We start from the raw sequence: 15,857 nt of genomic DNA, 5'->3' as shown, positions 1-15,857 counted from the left end.
CCGCCCCTAGCGGCACGACTGCCCGCAGCTGCGGCGGCACGCGGGCAGCTCTGTCCACCTGTTCGCCGTACCAATGTCCCGAATTGGTCTATTTCTCCCTAACCTGGGGTAATGGGTGACGACAAGCGGTTCGCCGCTGTGGTGGCGCTGGCTCAGGGGATGGCGGCGGCGCACACCCCGCGGGAGTCGTGGCGGGCCGCCGCGCTCGGTGCGTGCCGGGCGCTGGACGGGAGCTTCGGCGCGCTGTCGGTGTGGGAGCGGGAGCTGGGGCGGCTGCGGGTGCTCGTGAACGTGGGGGAGCGCCGCCCGGACGAGGAGGAGTTCCCGGAGGCCGAGTCCTATCCGGTGCACCAGTTCCCGGAGATCACCGAGTTCCTGCACGAGCGCTGGGCGGGCGGGGGCGAGCCGAACGCCTGGGTGGAGACCGCCGAAGGCACGGCGGCCGGCACCCCCGGCTACCACCACCACCGGGTCGCCGCCCTGCGCCGCAGGGGCCGCGGCTGCTGCCTGGTCGCGCCCGTCGTGCTGCACGGCAGGGCCTGGGGCGAGCTGTATGTCGCCCGCGCGGCCGGCGCGCCCGTGTTCGGGCGGGCGGACGCCGACTTCGCCACGGTCCTGGCCGCCGTCGTCGCCGCGGGCATCGCGCAGACCGAGCGGCTGGAGGAGGCCCGCCGGCTCGCGTTCACCGACGCCCTCACCGGCCTCGCCAACCGACGTGCCGTGGATGTACGCCTGGAGGAGGCCGTAGAGCGGCATCGCGCGGACGGCGCGGTCGTCAGCCTCGTCGTCTGTGACCTCAATGGGCTCAAGCGGGTCAACGACACCCTCGGGCACGCGGTCGGGGACCGGCTGCTGGAGCGGTTCGGCTCGGTGCTGTCGCTGTGCGGGGCGATGGTGCCGGGCGCGCTCGCGGCGCGGCTCGGCGGAGACGAGTTCTGTCTGCTGGCGGTGGGTCCGCCCGCCGACGAGGTGGTCAAGGCGGCGGACGAACTGTGCCGCAGGGCCGCCGAGTTGGAGCTGGGGGAGGGGGTGGCGTGCGGGGTCGCCTCGACCGAGGACGCCATCGGGCCGGTGCCCTCGGCCCGGCGGCTGTTCCGGCTGGCCGACGCCGCCCAGTACCGGGCCAAGGCCATGCGCGCGGACCGGCCGGTGGTCGCGGGCCGGGAGGGGCCGGACGACCCCGTCGTACGCCTCGCCGACGAGCCGACGCCCGAGCGGGCCGAGTACGGCGAGCGGCGGCGCTTCCGCGGGCGCCGGCCGCCCGGGGCCGACCGTGAGGCGAAGCACACGGATCGGTAAGGGTCACTCCTGTCCCCCACTAGTGACATCAACGCATTCAATGCGTACGCTCCTGAATATGGATATGCACACTGTGGTGGTGGGGACGTCCGGTGTCACCGCGTCCGACGTTCTCGCCGTGGCGCGCGGCGGCGCCCGGATCGAGCTGTCGGCGGAGGCGGTGGCGGCCCTCGCGGCGGCCCGGGAGATCGTGGACGCCCTGGCGGCCAAGCCGGACCCGGTCTACGGCGTCTCCACCGGTTTCGGAGCCCTGGCGACCCGGCACATCAGCCAGGAACTGCGCGCCCAGCTGCAGCGCAACATCGTCCGCTCGCACGCCGCCGGCATGGGCCCGCGGGTCGAGCGTGAGGTCGTACGGGCCCTGATGTTCCTGCGGCTCAAGACCGTCTGCTCGGGACACACGGGTGTGCGGCCCGAGGTCGCGCAGACCATGGCCGACGTGCTGAACGCCGGGATCACCCCGGTCGTGCACGAGTACGGCTCCCTCGGCTGCTCCGGCGACCTGGCCCCGCTCTCCCACTGCGCCCTCACCCTGATGGGCGAAGGGGAGGCCGAGGGTCCCGACGGCAGCGTCCGGCCCGCCGGCGAGCTGCTCGCCGAGCACGGGATCCAGCCCGTCGAGCTGCGCGAGAAGGAGGGCCTCGCCCTCCTCAACGGCACCGACGGCATGCTCGGCATGCTGGTCATGGCCCTCGCCGACCTGGACGCCCTGTACAAGTCCGCCGACATCACCGCCGCCCTCAGCATGGAGGCGCTGCTCGGCACGGACAAGGTCCTCGCGCCCGAGCTGCACGCCATCCGGCCGCACCCGGGGCAGGGCGCGTCCGCCGCCAACATGCTCGCCGTCCTCAAGGGCTCCGGGCTCACCGGGCACCACCAGGACGACGCGCCCCGCGTCCAGGACGCCTACTCGGTGCGCTGCGCCCCGCAGGTCGCCGGTGCCGGCCGGGACACCCTCGCGTACGCCCGCCTCGTCGCCGAGCGGGAACTCGCCTCCGCCGTCGACAACCCCGTCGTGCTGCCCGACGGCCGCGTCGAGTCCAACGGCAACTTCCACGGCGCCCCCGTGGCCTACGTCCTGGACTTCCTCGCCATCGCCGCCGCCGACCTCGGCTCCATCGCCGAGCGCCGCACCGACCGGCTGCTGGACAAGAACCGCAGCCACGGGCTGCCGCCGTTCCTCGCCGACGACGCGGGTGTCGACTCCGGGCTGATGATCGCCCAGTACACGCAGGCCGCCCTGGTCAGCGAGATGAAGCGGCTGGCCGTACCGGCCTCCGCGGACTCCATCCCGTCCTCCGCCATGCAGGAGGACCATGTGTCCATGGGCTGGTCGGCCGCGCGCAAGCTGCGCACCGCCGTCGACAACCTCACCCGGATCATCGCCGTCGAGCTGTACGCCGCCACCCGCGGCATCGAGCTGCGCGAGGGCCTGACCCCGGCGCCCGCCTCGCAGGCCGTGATCGAGGCCGTGCGCGCGGCCGGTGTGCAGGGTCCCGGCCCGGACCGGTTCCTGGCGCCCGACCTGGCCGCCGCGGACGCCTTCGTGCGCGCGGGTCACCTGGTCGCCGCCGCGGAGACGGTCACCGGTCCGCTTCAGTAGGACCAGAAAAAGACACAAAAAGGAGGGGCCCTGTCCGGCGGACAGGGCCCCTCCTCGTGTCGCTATGTCACTTCAGCTTGGCCGTCTGGGCCTTGATGACCGGGGCCGAGACCGTGTAGGCCTTCTTGGACATCATCGCGCCGATGTTGATGGTGGTGTACGTGGCGAGGGTGTTCCCGTGCCGCACGACCTCGGCGTGCAGCGGCAGGGCGCCGTCCTTGCCCGCGTCGTTGGTCGCGGTGAAGGCGACCGACTCGTCGCCCGTGCCCGAGGACTTCTCCTCGGCGACCTTGGTGAACTTCCCCTTCTCGCCGTCCTGCTCGCCGGAGAAGCCGCCCGAGCAGCCCTTCACCGCGTCGGAGACCGACTTCAGGGCGGCCTCGGCGCCGTCACCGTCGTACGAGGACAGGGTGACCACGGTGACGTCCAGGTCCATGGACTCGCCGAGAGAGTCCTCGAACTTGCCGTCGGCCAGGTCGTCCAGGGACGTGGCGTCGTCCGTGGGGTCCTTCTTGTCCTCGGTGGCCATGCGGCTGGTGTTCGCCGCCGGCTCGCCGGGCGCGATGCCGGTCAGGGCCCGGAGCACCGGGTCGCACTGGGCGTCGTCCGACTTGACCTTGGTCTTGTCGGGGATGCCGCCCTCGACGGGCCCCACCTTGTAGCCGGGCACCTCGCCCTTGGCGATGATCAGCTGCTTCAGCTCCGCGGCGCTCAGCGCCTTCGCGGCGGACTTCCCGCCCTTGCCGTCCCCGGAGTCCTTCGAACCCCCGTCGGAACAGCCGGTGATGAGGGCGAGCGACAGCACGCTCACAGCTGCGGTGGCGCACAGCCGCACGCCCGATGATCTCTTCATGGGCGGACTATGCGTTCTCTGTCAAAGAACAGTCAAGCTCAATTAAAAATCGAGACGTTCCCGGCGAACCGAATACACCACGAACCCGGCGCCCACGGCGAGGAACAGGCTGCCGCCGACGACGTACGGCGTGGTGTCGAAGCTGCCGGTGTCGGCGAGCTGGGTGCTGTCCGCGGCGTCCGCGGCGTCCGCGGTCGTGGCCTCGGAGATCGCCTTCGCCTGCTGGGTGACCCGCGTCGTCCCGGTCACCTCCGTCACCTCGGTCGTCGCTCTGGCCGGGCCGTCCTGGGACGCGTTGGCGGACGGGACGAACCACAGGGCGCACAGGAGGGTTCCCGCGGCGGTGGCGGTCAGCAGCGGGCGGCGAGCGGATGACACGGAATATCGATCCCCCTTGTGACGCTGGCGAATTGGCCGTGTGGGGGCGATGTTAGTGAAAGTCGCGGGTCACGGGAAAGTCACGGGAGGTTTCAGTCGTACGCTCCCGTCATGAGCACGGAAGAGACATCACGGTTTGTACGGCTTCGGGTGGAGCTGGTTCTTGAGGTGCACGACGAGGACGGGGTGACCAAGGCCGCGCTGCGCCGGATCGCCGCCGATCCCGAGCTGCCTCCGGAGGAGCGGGCCCACGCCGAGGGCGCTGTGACGGAAGACACCGCGGAGGCCCTCGCCTATCTCGTGGACCCGTTCGACCTGGTCAGCGAGGTGCCCGGGGTCGAGCTCCAGCAGGCCTCCTGGTCCAGCGAGCGGATCGAGTACGACCCGGATTCGCCGGACTGGGAGCTGGACGAGGATGATGGGGGCGACGACGAGGAAGAGGGCGGCATCGGCTGAGCGTCACGGGGAACCCATGACCCCGGACGGCAACCGCCGTCCGGGGTCTCGTCGTTTCGGGGAGTGCACGGACGACTTCCGCACCACCCGTCCCGGGCGGGACGTGGTGTGGCCCACACATGTGATCTATGTGGAACGGGGCGGACCGGCCGTAGCGTTGATGGTTCTCGACGGGGACTCTCGGGGATTCCGCGGATTCGGCAGCGATGGAGAAGCGTGTGATGACGGACAGTAAGCGGCGCAAGGGCCTGACGGTCGCGTCCGCACTGCTCGGCGGTGTGCTGGTACTCACCGGATGTTCCGGCGGCGGCGATGGCAAGGCAGCCGACAACGGCGACACCTCCCAGGCCAAGGCCGACGAGGCGGCGGCCAAGAAGTCGTCCGAGGCCCAGATCACGATCACACCCAAGGACGGCTCCAACAACGCCTCCATCAACAACTCGGCCGCCGTCACGGTTGCCAAGGGCACCCTCACCGGTGTGACCATGACCACCGCCGACGGCAAGGCGGTCGCGGGCGCGCTGTCCGCCGACAAGACCAGCTGGAAGCCCACCGCCCAGCTGGAGCGCTCCACCAGCTACCAGGTCGCCGCGGAGGCCAAGGACTCCGCCGGCCTCGTCGCGCACGAGAACGCCACCTTCACCACGGTCTCCCCGGCCAACAGCTTCATAGGCAACTTCACGCCCGAGGACGGCTCCACCGTCGGCGTCGGCATGCCCGTGTCGATCAACTTCGACAAGGCGATCACCAACAAGGCCGCCGTCCAGAAGGGCATCACGGTCACCTCCAGCAGCGGGCAGGAGGTCGTGGGCCACTGGTTCAACGCCAACCGCATCGACTTCCGTCCGGAGGCGTACTGGAAGGAGAACTCCACCGTCACGCTGAAGCTGACGCTCGACGGTGTCGAGGGCGCGAGCGGCGTCTACGGCGTGCAGCAGAAGACGGTCACCTTCCACATCGGCCGCAACCAGATCTCCTACGTCGACGCGCAGACCAAGCAGATGAAGGTCACGCAGGACGGCAAGGTCGTCAAGACCATCCCGATCTCCGCCGGTTCGCCGGAGAACAAGACGTACGAGGGCATCATGGTGATGTCCCAGAAGTTCAAGGAGACGCGCATGAACGGCGCGACCGTGGGCTTCACCGACGACGACGGCAAGGGCGAGTACGACATCAAGGACGTGCCGCACGCCATCCGCCTCACCAACTCCGGCACCTTCCTGCACGGCAACTACTGGGGCGCGAAATCCATCTTCGGCAGCGTGAACACCAGCCACGGCTGCGTGGGCCTGTCCGACACCAAGGGCGCGAACGACCCGAACACACCGGGCTCGTGGATGTTCAAGAACTCCCTCCTCGGTGACGTGGTCGTCATCCAGCACACCGGTGACAAGACCGTCGCCCCGGACAACGGCCTCAACGGCTGGAACCTGGACTGGGCGCAGTGGAAGGCCGGTTCGGCCGTCTGACAGCCCGCGCACAGCGATTCCGATGCCGCCCCCAGGGGCGGCATCGGTGTTTCCGGGGCTTTTCCGAGGACTTGCTGGGGCCTTCCAGGGGTCGGCCACAGCCTTCTCATGGTTCTTTTATTTCGAACTTATCGAGTCATCACGGTCTGTCCCTAGCTTGCGGGCATGTTCTTCACCTACCTGAGGCGCGAACTGCGCCGCCGCAGAAAGGCGGCCCTGGTCGTCGCCTCCGGCCTCGCCCTGGGCATCGCACTGGTCATCGTGGTCAACTCCGTGTCCAGTGGCATGGGGAAGGCCCAGGACAAGGTCCTGCAGTCGCTGTACGGACTGGGCACGGACATGACGGTCACCAAGGCGGCGTCGGCGTCCACCGGCGACGCCCAGCGGCCTCGCTTCCAGTTCGACGCGCGGGGCAACGACGACGACTCCACCCAGAGCAGCGACCGCGTCATGGTGCAGGGTTTCCAGACGCTGTCGACCTCGACGGTGACCAAGGTCGGCGCGCAGTCCGGCGTCTCGGACGCGGTCGGCGGGCTGAGCCTGCAGGTCATCAAGATCAACGGCCAGTTCACGCGGGGCCAGTTCCAGCAGAACGGCAACAGCGGCAGCCAGCGCGGCGGCCCCGGCGGAAGCGGCCAGCCGCAGGGCGAAGTACAGGGCGGCGGCGCCAACTTCGACGTCAACAACTACTCCGTCTACGGCGCCGACGTCACCAGGCCGGCCCTCGGCCCGCTGACCTCCTCGAAGATCACCAGCGGCCGTACGTTCAAGACGACCGAGACGAACGCCAAGGTCGTCGTCGCGGACTCCGCCTACGCCAAGGAGAAGAAGTACAAGGTCGGTTCCACCGTCACCATCAAGAGCGTCAAGTTCAAGGTGATCGGCATCGCCACGGCCGACAGCGGTGACTCGGCCGCCAACCTGTACATCCCGCTCAAGCAGGCGCAGACCCTCAGCGACTCGAAGAACAAGGTCACCACGATCTACGTCAAGGCGACCGACTCGCAGCAGATCGGCAGCGTCAAGTCCGCGATCCAGAAGAACGTCTCGGGTACGACGGTCACCACCTCCGCCGACCTCGCGGACACCGTCTCCGGCTCCCTGTCCACCGCCTCCTCCCTCGCCACCAACGTCGGCAAGTGGCTGTCCATCGCGGTGCTGGTGGCCGCGTTCCTGGTCGCGGGCCTGCTCACCTCGTCCGCCGTCTCCCGGCGCGTCCGCGAGTTCGGCACCCTGAAGGCCCTGGGCTGGAAGTCCGGCCGGGTGACCCGGCAGGTGGTCGGCGAGGCCGTCGTCAACGGCCTGGTGGGCGGCGCCCTCGGCATCGCACTCGGCCTGGCGGGCGCGTACGCCGTCACGGCCATCAGCCCCAGCCTGCAGGCCCAGCTCGGCGGCGGCACGGGCGGCGGCGGCTTCGGCGGCGGCCCCGGCGGCGGCGCCGGCTTCGGAGGCCCCGGCCGACGGACGGCGAAGACCCTGGAGGTGGCCCTCACGGCCCCGGTGAGCGTGACGACGATCCTCCTCGCGGTGGGCCTGGCGGTGGCCGGCGGCCTGATCGCGGGAGCGTTCGGCGGCTGGCGGGCGTCGAGGCTGCGTCCGGCGGACGCGTTGCGGCGGGTGGAGTAGCTCGCCTTTTGACGGGGGCCGACCGGTCCCAACTGCGCGACCAGCCCCCACCATCCGCAGCCGAACACGAACCCAGGAGCCACCATGTACGAACTCAGAAACGTAACCAAGCGCTACACCAGGGGCAAAGACACCGTCCACGCCCTCGACGGCATAGACCTCACCATCGGCGACGGCGACCGCCTGGTCATCCAGGGCCCCACCGGCGGCGGCAAGTCCACCCTCCTGCAGATGCTCGGCGGCCTGGACCGCCCCACGTCCGGCGAAGTAGTCCTGGACGGCACCGACCTGGCCAAACTCAGTGAAGCCCGGCTGACAAAGGTCCGCAGCGAGAACATCGGCTTCGTCTTCCAGTCCTTCAACCTCATCCCCACCCTCACCGCGCAGGAGAACGTAGAGACCGCTCTCGTACCGCTCGGCGTGAAGGTGAAGGAACGCCGCGAACGAGCCGCCGAGGCACTGAAGTCGGTCGGGCTCGGAGAACGCCTGAACCACCTGCCCTCCGAAATGTCCGGAGGGCAGCAGCAGCGCGTCGCCATCGCCCGAGCCCTCGTCAAACGACCGAAGGTCCTCCTCGCCGACGAGCCGACCGGCAACCTCGACGAGGGCATGCGCGACGAGATCATGGACGTACTCGAACGCCTGTGGAAGGAGCACGGGTTGACCTTCATCATGGTCACCCACGACTCCGCGATCGCGAAGAAGGCCCCGCGCGTGGCCACCATCCGCAAGGGCAGGATCACCGTGAAGGAGAACGCGGGCGCCTGACGGCCTGTAACACCGTTCGCACGAAGGCGAGTTCCCGATTCTGTAACGGTATCTCCCCCGGCGCGTAACAGTTACGGTCAGCGCTTTCTTACTGTCCTCTCATCTATTGAGCCGTCTGATCACCCCCCGGCATACTTCGTGATCCGGGGGGTTGACGTGCAGGTGTACGGGACTACCCCCGGCCGGGTGAATGGGGAATTCACCTCGGTACTCCATCTCCAGGGGGAGAGTCTTGCGCAGACAAGTGAAAAGAGCGGCAGCGGCCTCCGTGGCCACCGCCGCAGCTGTCGCCCTCGCCGCGGGCATGACCAGCCCCGCGTCGGCGAAGCCCGAGCAGCGTGTCTCGGCCGCTGCCTCCTCGCTCACCGCCAAGCACCACGTCACCCTGATCACCGGCGACCGTGTCGCCCTGGACGCCAAGGGCCGCGTCGTCGGCCTTCAGCGGGCCAAGGGGCGGGAGCACATACCCGTCCAGGTCCGCAAGGCCGACGGGCACACGCTGGTCATCCCCGCCGACGCGGCCCGCCTGGTCGCCTCCGGCAAGCTGGACCAGCGGCTGTTCGACATCACCGAGCTGAACAAGGCCGCCACCCGCAAGGCCCAGAAGAACGGCCTGAAGGTCATCGTCGGCTACAGCGGTGCCGCCACGACCGCCAAGCAGGACGTCCGCGACGCCGGCCAGCTGCGCCGCAGCCTCAAGGCGCTGAACGCGGACGCGGTGCAGACCCCGGTCAAGGACACCGCCGAGCTGTGGGACGCCGTCACCAACGGCGACAAGACCGCTTCCGGCATCGCGCACGTCTGGCTCGACGGCGTCCGCAAGGCCTCCCTCGACAAGTCGGTGCCGCAGATCGGCGCCCCGGTCGCATGGGCCGCCGGCTACACCGGCAAGGGTGTCAAGGTCGCCGTCCTGGACACGGGTGTGGACACCAGTCACCCGGACCTCAAGGACCAGGTGATCGAGTCCAAGAACTTCTCCACCGCGGCCGACGCCAAGGACCACTTCGGTCACGGCACGCACGTCGCCTCCATCGTGGCGGGCACCGGCGCCAAGTCGGGCGGCAAGTACAAGGGTGTCGCTCCCGACGCCAAGCTCCTCAACGGCAAGGTCCTGGACGACAACGGCTCCGGTGACGACTCCGGCATCCTCGCCGGCATGGAGTGGGCGGCCTCGCAGGGCGCCTCGGTCATCAACCTGAGCCTCGGCGGCTACGACACGCCCGAGGTGGACCCGCTCGAGGCCGAGGTCAACAAGCTCTCCGCCGAGAAGGGCATCCTGTTCGCGATCGCCGCGGGCAACGAGGGCCCCCAGTCGATCGGTTCGCCGGGCAGCGCGGACGCCGCGCTCACCGTCGGCGCGGTCGACGGCAACGACAAGCTGGCCGACTTCTCCTCGACCGGCCCGCGCACCGGCGACGGCGCCATCAAGCCCGACGTCACCGCGCCCGGTGTGGACATCACCGCCGCCGCGGCCAAGGGCAGCGTCATCGACCAGGAGGTCGGTGAGAAGCCCGAGGGCTACCTGACCATCTCCGGCACGTCGATGGCCACCCCGCATGTCGCGGGCGCCGCCGCGATCCTCAAGCAGGAGCACCCCGACTGGGGCTACGCCGAGCTGAAGGGCGCGCTCACCGGCTCCGCCAAGGGCGGCAAGTACACGCCGTTCCAGCAGGGTTCGGGCCGGATCGCGGTCGACAAGGCCATCAAGCAGTCCGTGATCGCCGACCCGGTGTCGGTCAGCTTCGGTGTGCAGCAGTGGCCGCACACCGACGACAAGCCGGTCACCAAGCAGGTGTCGTACCGCAACCTCGGCGACAAGGACGTCACCCTCAACCTGACCAGCACCGCCACCAACCCCAAGGGCCAGGCGGCTCCGGCGGGCTTCTTCAAGCTCGGCGCGACCAAGGTGACGGTCCCGGCGCACGGCAAGGCCGCCGTCGACCTGACGGTCAACACCAAGCTGGGCGGCACCGTCGACGGCGCCTACTCCGCGTACGTGACCGCGACCGGCGGCGGACAGACCGTCCGCACGGCCGCCGCGGTGCAGCGCGAGGTGGAGTCGTACGACGTCACGCTGAAGTTCATCGGTCGTGACGGCAAGCCGGCCCAGTACTTCGACGCCGACCTGACCGGTGTGGCGGGCCTGGCCAACGGTCAGTGGCTGAACCCGTACGACCCGTCCGGCACGGTGAAGGTGCGCGCGCCCAAGGGCACGTACATCCTCAACACGGCCACCTACGTGGACCCGAAGGACGCCAGCAAGGGCATCGACTGGATCGCCCAGCCGAAGCTGACCGTCTCCGGCAAGCAGACGATCACGATCGACGCGCGCAAGGCCAAGCCGGTGGACATCACCGTCCCGGCCACGGGCGCGAAGTCCGAGTTCGCCTCGCCGGAGTGGGACGTCACGATCGGTGACGGCCAGTACGGCTACGGCTGGTTCCTCGACTCGTACGACAACTTCCACACCGCCCACCTGGGCGCGTCGCTGCCCGCCGGCACGCTGTACCAGCAGTGGGACGGGCACTGGTCCAAGGGTGCCACCGAGGAGTACGACGTCACCTCGGGCGGCCCGGTCACCAAGCTCGCCACCGGCTACACCAAGCACTACAAGGCGAGCGACCTGGCCACGGTGAAGGCCCGCCTGGGTGCCGCCGCGAGCGGCAAGAAGGGCTCCGTCAACGCGGTGGGCTGGCTGCCCGGCAGCGGCGGCGCCTCCTCCATCGGCATCCCGCAGACCCTGCCCGGCACCCGCACCCTGCACCTGTCGGCCAAGGGCGGCGTGAAGTGGCAGCTGGAGTTCGAGCAGGACGGCGGGGTGGACCCGGACGGGTTCCCGCTCGCCGATGCCGCCTACTCGCTGAACGCGCAGTCCTACACGGCGGGCAAGTCGTACACGAAGACCTTCAACACCGCGGTCTTCGCCCCGCTCGTCAACGCCGACTTCGGTCTCTTCCGGGACGGCAACGAGATCTACGGCTCGCTGCCGCTGTTCGCCGATGGCGCCAAGCACGTCGGTTACTCGACGTTCTCCTCGGCGACCACGACCCTGTACCGCAACGGTGTCAAGGTCGGCTCCAACGACGACCCGCTGTTCGGCGAGAAGTCCTTCAAGGTGCCCGCCGGTGACGCCGCGTACAAGCTGACCACCTCGGTCAAGCGCTCGGCCAAGGTGTCGGAGGCCTCCTCGCGGATCGACGCGGCGTGGACCTTCCGCTCCAAGAAGCCGGCGAGCGGCTCCGCGAAGCTCCCCGTGTCCGCCCTGTACTTCGGTGCCAAGACCGGCCTGGACAGCCGCGTCGAGGCCGGCAAGACGGTCACCTTCCCGGTCACCGTCGAGGGCGCGGCCGCAGGCAGCAACCTGAAGTCCCTGACGGTGTACGTCTCCTACGACGGCAAGACCTTCAAGAAGGTCGACGTCCGCGGCGGCAAGATCACCGTGAAGAACCCGGCGAAGGACAAGGCCATCTCGTTCCGCGCCAAGATCGCCGACAAGAAGGGCAACACGTCGACGATCACCATCTACAACGCGTACTACGGCAAGTGAGCCGCCGTACCTGAGTAGGCCGTGGCCGTTCGTGCTTGTGTGCACGCATGACGGCGAACACAGTCGAGTACATCCGTTACCGCGTTCCCGAACAGCAGGCGGCCCCGTTCCTGGCCGCCTACACCCGCGCGGCCGTCCAGCTGGCCGCCGCTCCCCAGTGCGTCGACTACGGACTGACCCGCTGCGAGGAGGAACCCGAGTCCTGGATCCTGCGCATCACCTGGACGTCGACCGAGGACCACATCGAGGGTTTCCGCAGGTCGGAGCTTTTCCCGCCGTTCTTCGCGGAGATCCGGCCGTACGTGGAGAACATCGAGGAGATGCGCCACTACCGGCCGACCGGAGTGCAGGGCGGTGGGGGCGCCGTCCCCACCCTGTACGACTGGGCGGGCGGCGCCGAGGCCTTCTCCCGCCTGACCGAGGTCTTCTACGACAAGGTCCTGAAGGACGACCTGCTGGCGCCCCTCTTCGCGGACCTGGCCCCCGAGCACGCCGCCCACGTCGCCCTCTGGCTCGCCGAGGTCTTCGGCGGCCCGGCGGCGTACTCCGACACCCATGGCGGCCACGGCCACATGGTCGCCAAGCACTTCGGCAAGCACATCACCGAGCCCCAGCGCCGCCGCTGGGTCAACCTCGTCCAGGACGCGGCGGACGACGCGGGCCTCCCGAAGGACGCGGAGTTCCGGTCGGCGTTCCTGGCTTACGTGGAGTGGGGCACGCGGCTGGCCGTGTACTTCTCGGGCCAGGACGCGAAGCCGCCCGCCGAGCAGCCGGTGCCGAAGTGGTCGTGGGGAGCGATGCCGCCCTACCAGGGGTGACAGCCGGCCCGGGCGGCGGACCCAGGAGTCAGGGCTCGGGGCTCAGGCCTCAGGCCGTTCGTGCCGCCCGGGTCGCGTCCGTGCCCCAGCTGGCCAGCAGGCGCAGGGACTCCGCCGACGGGGAACCCGGTTCCGCGTGGTACGTCACCAGGGACATGTCCGAGTCGTCCGTGAGGCGGAAGCCCTCGAAGTGCAGGGACAGGTCGCCGACCAGGGGGTGGTGCAGGCGCTTGACGCCGTGACTCTTCTCCTTGACGTCGTGGGTCGCCCACAGGCGGCGGAACTCGTCGCTCTTGACGGAGAGTTCGCCCACCAGGGCGGACAGCCGCGGGTCGTCCGGATAGCAGCCGGCGTCCATGCGCAGGGCGCAGACGATGTCGATCGCCTTCTGTTCCCAGTCGACGAAGAGGTCGCGGTAGTCGGGGTGCAGGAAGACGAGACGGGCCCAGTTGCGCTCGACGGGCGGCAGCTCGGACCAGTCGCCGAAGACCGCGGCCGCCATCCGGTTCCAGGCCAGGATCTCCGCACGGCGCCCGACGATGTACGCCGGCACCCCCTCCATCACGTCCAGCAGCTGGCACAGTGCCACGCGCACCTGCTGCTGCCGTGCCGCCGGCTTCTTCTTGTGCGCCTTCGGCTTGGCCAGGTGGGTGAGGTGGGCGTGCTCGGCGTCCGTCAGCCGCAGGGCGCGGGCGATCGAGTCCAGGACCTCGGCCGAGACGTTGCGCCCGTTGCCCTGTTCCAGCCGGGTGTAGTACGCCACCGACACCCCGGCCAGCTGGGCCAGCTCCTCGCGGCGCAACCCCGGCACCCGGCGGTGCCGGCCGAAGTCGCGCAGCCCCACGTCCTCCGGCTTCAGCCGGGCCCGCCGGCTGCGCAGGAACTCGCTCAGCTCGGCCCGCCGGTCCAGGGGCCGGCCGGCGGCCGCGTCCCGCTGTTCGTCCATATCGCCAGTATCGACGGTATCCCGTGGTCGTACGCCCGCGAGCCTGACCCCGCCAGTGGTAGGCACAGCGGTCGTACGAAGATCCGTGGTCTGGGTGAGTCGCGGCGCCCGCGGCAGGCTGGACGCCGTACCCGGTCGAAAGGCAACCGGGCACGAACCCCCGCTAGGAGAACCCCGGCATGACCACTGTTGCTGCGTACGCCGCGCCCGCCGCGAAGGCCCCGCTGGAGCGGACCACGATCGAGCGGCGCGCGGTCGGTGAGTTCGACGTCCTGATCGACATCGAGTTCGCCGGTATCTGTCACTCCGACATCCACCAGGCCCGCGAGGGCTGGGGCACGGCGATCTTCCCGATGGTCCCCGGCCACGAGATCGCGGGTGTCGTCTCCGAGGCCGGAGCCGGTGTCACGAAGTACAAGGTCGGCGACCGGGTGGGCGTCGGCTGCATGGTCGACTCCTGCCGCGAGTGCGAGAACTGCCTCCAGGGGCTGGAGCAGTTCTGCCTCAAGGGCATGGTCGGCACGTACAACGCCGTCGGCAAGGACGGCGAGCCCACCTACGGCGGATACTCGCAGAAGATCGTCGTCGACGAGAACTACGTCGTCCGCATCCCCGACGGCCTGTCACTGGACGTGGCCGCGCCGCTGCTGTGCGCGGGCATCACGACCTACTCCCCGCTGCGGCACTGGAACGCGGGCCCCGGCAAGAAGGTCGCGGTCGTCGGGCTCGGCGGCCTGGGCCACATGGGTGTCAAGATCGCGCACGCGATGGGCGCCGAGGTGACCGTGCTCTCGCAGTCCCTGCGCAAGCAGGACGACGGGCTGAAGCTGGGCGCCGACCACTACTACGCCACCAGCGACCCGAAGACCTTCGAGGAGCTGGCCGGCACCTTCGACCTGATCATCTCGACGGTGTCGGCGCCGATGGACTTCGGGGCGCTCCTGTCGCTGCTGAAGGTGGACGGCGCCCTGGTGAACGTGGGCGCGCCCGAGGAGCCCGTCTCCCTCAACCTGTTCTCGGTGATCGGCGGCCGCAAGACTCTCGCGGGCTCCATGATCGGCGGCATCCGCGAGACCCAGGAGATGCTCGACTTCTGCGCCGAGCACGGCATCGGCGCCGAGATCGAGCTGATCAACGCCGCCGAGATCAACGAGGCGTACGAGCGGGTGCTGGCGAGCGACGTCCGCTACCGCTTCGTCATCGACACGGCCACCATCTGACCGACGCGGCACCCGAGCGACGCACGCTCGACCCGCACTCCGAGCGCGGCCGCCGGGGTCTCCTTCCCGAGACCCCGGCGGCCGCGCGACGAGGGGTCCGACAGGGCCTAGGAGAGACCGAAGACCTCCCCGGCGCCGTACGACCGCACGGCAACCCCTCCCTCCCCACCGGGCCGTACGACGTGCACGCGCCCGAGCCCGGCCACCCGTCCGCTCCCGCCGGCCACCTCCACCAGGGTGTTCTCGTCGACGGCGACGCCGTACGGCACCTCCCCGCGCCGCACCACCGCGACCAGCCGCCCCAGCGTCCCCCACTGCGCGGCGTGCACGTCCACCGCGAACGGCACGAGCCCCAGACCCGCCCGTACCTCGATCTCCTCAAGGTCCTCCGCGGTGTCCTCGGGGCACACCGGCACCCCGTCCGCCAGCCACCCGCCGACCACCGCCCGCCGCGCGGCCACGGCGGCGCCCGCCGAGAATCCCGCGTAAGGCACCCCGCGCTCGGCGAGCAGCCGCGGCAGCCGGTCCAGGCACTCGACGAACGCCTCCTGATAGGCAGGCGTCAGCCCGCCACACACCAGCAGCCCGTCCACACCGTCCAGCACCCCCTCCGGCTCGAACCGCCCCCCGACCGGCACGAGCAACGGCACAGGCGCACACGGACCGGCCTTCCCCAGCACCCCCGCATACCGCTCGAACTGCTCCGCCCCGTCCCCCTCGTCGACGATCACACACCCGACCCGCGGCACACCCCCACCACGCGCCGCCGCCCGCCGCAGAAACGGCTGGTACACCTCCGGGGCGTCCCACCCGCCACCGATCAGAAACACAGAACCGCTCATCCGGAATCCTCCCCTTGTACGACGTACGCGAC

13 protein-coding genes are annotated in these 15,857 nt (G+C 69.9%); 9 read left to right on the top strand and 4 right to left on the bottom strand.

Annotated features, from left to right (window positions below):
* The first annotated feature begins 111 nt into the window (after positions 1 to 111).
* Entirely contained in the window at positions 112 to 1,299 is a 1,188-nt protein-coding gene (locus tag BEK98_RS05865) for a GGDEF domain-containing protein (RefSeq protein ID WP_094215305.1), read from the top strand.
* Positions 1,300 to 1,363: 64 nt separating this feature from the next.
* Positions 1,364 to 2,902, top strand: coding sequence for a histidine ammonia-lyase (gene hutH, locus BEK98_RS05860; protein WP_094215304.1), 1,539 nt, complete (start codon positions 1,364 to 1,366; stop codon positions 2,900 to 2,902).
* A 67-nt stretch (positions 2,903 to 2,969) separates the two neighbouring features.
* On the opposite strand, the gene BEK98_RS05855 is transcribed toward hutH, so the two are convergent.
* Both BEK98_RS05855 and BEK98_RS05850 read right to left on the bottom strand, forming a co-directional pair.
* Positions 2,970 to 3,755, bottom strand: coding sequence for a hypothetical protein (locus BEK98_RS05855; RefSeq protein ID WP_244201760.1), 786 nt, complete (start codon positions 3,753 to 3,755; stop codon positions 2,970 to 2,972).
* A gap of 42 nt (positions 3,756 to 3,797) precedes the next feature.
* Positions 3,798 to 4,133, bottom strand: a complete 336-nt coding sequence (locus tag BEK98_RS05850) for an LAETG motif-containing sortase-dependent surface protein (protein ID WP_094215302.1) — start codon at positions 4,131 to 4,133, stop codon at positions 3,798 to 3,800.
* A 111-nt stretch (positions 4,134 to 4,244) separates the two neighbouring features.
* Here BEK98_RS05850 and BEK98_RS05845 point away from each other — a divergent pair, with 111 nt between their 5' ends.
* The 6 genes from BEK98_RS05845 (at position 4,245) to BEK98_RS05815 (ending at position 12,817) form a co-directional block, all read left to right on the top strand.
* A complete protein-coding gene (locus BEK98_RS05845) occupies positions 4,245 to 4,589 on the top strand; it encodes a hypothetical protein (RefSeq protein WP_094215301.1) in 345 nt (114 codons plus the stop codon).
* Positions 4,590 to 4,810: 221 nt separating this feature from the next.
* Positions 4,811 to 6,058, top strand: a complete 1,248-nt coding sequence (locus BEK98_RS05840; RefSeq protein ID WP_244201759.1) for a L,D-transpeptidase — start codon at positions 4,811 to 4,813, stop codon at positions 6,056 to 6,058.
* Between the two features lie 165 nt (positions 6,059 to 6,223).
* A complete protein-coding gene (locus BEK98_RS05835; protein ID WP_094215300.1) occupies positions 6,224 to 7,684 on the top strand; it encodes an ABC transporter permease in 1,461 nt (486 codons plus the stop codon).
* A gap of 84 nt (positions 7,685 to 7,768) precedes the next feature.
* The gene (locus BEK98_RS05830; RefSeq protein WP_094215299.1) at positions 7,769 to 8,452 is read left to right on the top strand and encodes an ABC transporter ATP-binding protein; all 684 of its coding nucleotides are present in this window, start codon (positions 7,769 to 7,771) and stop codon (positions 8,450 to 8,452) included.
* A 244-nt stretch (positions 8,453 to 8,696) separates the two neighbouring features.
* Positions 8,697 to 11,999, top strand: a complete 3,303-nt coding sequence (locus BEK98_RS05820) for a S8 family peptidase (protein WP_208643019.1) — start codon at positions 8,697 to 8,699, stop codon at positions 11,997 to 11,999.
* A gap of 47 nt (positions 12,000 to 12,046) precedes the next feature.
* Complete coding sequence (locus BEK98_RS05815) at positions 12,047 to 12,817, top strand: group II truncated hemoglobin (protein WP_094215297.1); 771 nt, start codon at positions 12,047 to 12,049, stop codon at positions 12,815 to 12,817.
* A 49-nt stretch (positions 12,818 to 12,866) separates the two neighbouring features.
* On the opposite strand, the gene BEK98_RS05810 is transcribed toward BEK98_RS05815, so the two are convergent.
* Complete coding sequence (locus BEK98_RS05810) at positions 12,867 to 13,763, bottom strand: helix-turn-helix domain-containing protein (RefSeq protein WP_094215296.1); 897 nt, start codon at positions 13,761 to 13,763, stop codon at positions 12,867 to 12,869.
* 179 nt (positions 13,764 to 13,942) lie between these two features.
* On the opposite strand from BEK98_RS05810, the gene BEK98_RS05805 reads away from it, so the two are divergent.
* Entirely contained in the window at positions 13,943 to 14,983 is a 1,041-nt protein-coding gene (locus tag BEK98_RS05805; protein ID WP_094215295.1) for an NAD(P)-dependent alcohol dehydrogenase, read from the top strand.
* 107 nt (positions 14,984 to 15,090) lie between these two features.
* Here the strand turns inward: BEK98_RS05805 and BEK98_RS05800 are convergent, their stop codons facing one another.
* Positions 15,091 to 15,825, bottom strand: a complete 735-nt coding sequence (locus BEK98_RS05800) for a type 1 glutamine amidotransferase family protein (protein WP_094215294.1) — start codon at positions 15,823 to 15,825, stop codon at positions 15,091 to 15,093.
* Between the last annotated feature and the right edge of the window lie 32 nt (positions 15,826 to 15,857).

The organism is Streptomyces diastatochromogenes (assembly GCF_002242805.1).
Lineage (GTDB): Bacteria > Actinomycetota > Actinomycetes > Streptomycetales > Streptomycetaceae > Streptomyces > Streptomyces diastatochromogenes.
This window is presented reverse-complemented; position numbering and strand designations above follow the sequence as displayed.

Bases quoted from the DNA above. Each gene is read 5' to 3' on its own strand.
- BEK98_RS05865 (WP_094215305.1), top strand. From the start codon at position 112: ATGGGTGACGACAAGCGGTTCGCCGCTGTGGTGGCGCTGGCTCAGGGG.
- hutH (WP_094215304.1), top strand. From the start codon at position 1,364: ATGCACACTGTGGTGGTGGGGACGTCCGGTGTCACCGCGTCCGACGTT.
- BEK98_RS05855 (WP_244201760.1), bottom strand. From the start codon at position 3,755: ATGAAGAGATCATCGGGCGTGCGGCTGTGCGCCACCGCAGCTGTGAGC.
- BEK98_RS05845 (WP_094215301.1), top strand. From the start codon at position 4,245: ATGAGCACGGAAGAGACATCACGGTTTGTACGGCTTCGGGTGGAGCTG.
- BEK98_RS05840 (WP_244201759.1), top strand. From the start codon at position 4,811: ATGACGGACAGTAAGCGGCGCAAGGGCCTGACGGTCGCGTCCGCACTG.
- BEK98_RS05835 (WP_094215300.1), top strand. From the start codon at position 6,224: ATGTTCTTCACCTACCTGAGGCGCGAACTGCGCCGCCGCAGAAAGGCG.
- BEK98_RS05830 (WP_094215299.1), top strand. From the start codon at position 7,769: ATGTACGAACTCAGAAACGTAACCAAGCGCTACACCAGGGGCAAAGAC.
- BEK98_RS05815 (WP_094215297.1), top strand. From the start codon at position 12,047: ATGACGGCGAACACAGTCGAGTACATCCGTTACCGCGTTCCCGAACAG.
- BEK98_RS05810 (WP_094215296.1), bottom strand. From the start codon at position 13,763: ATGGACGAACAGCGGGACGCGGCCGCCGGCCGGCCCCTGGACCGGCGG.
- BEK98_RS05805 (WP_094215295.1), top strand. From the start codon at position 13,943: ATGACCACTGTTGCTGCGTACGCCGCGCCCGCCGCGAAGGCCCCGCTG.
- BEK98_RS05800 (WP_094215294.1), bottom strand. From the start codon at position 15,825: ATGAGCGGTTCTGTGTTTCTGATCGGTGGCGGGTGGGACGCCCCGGAG.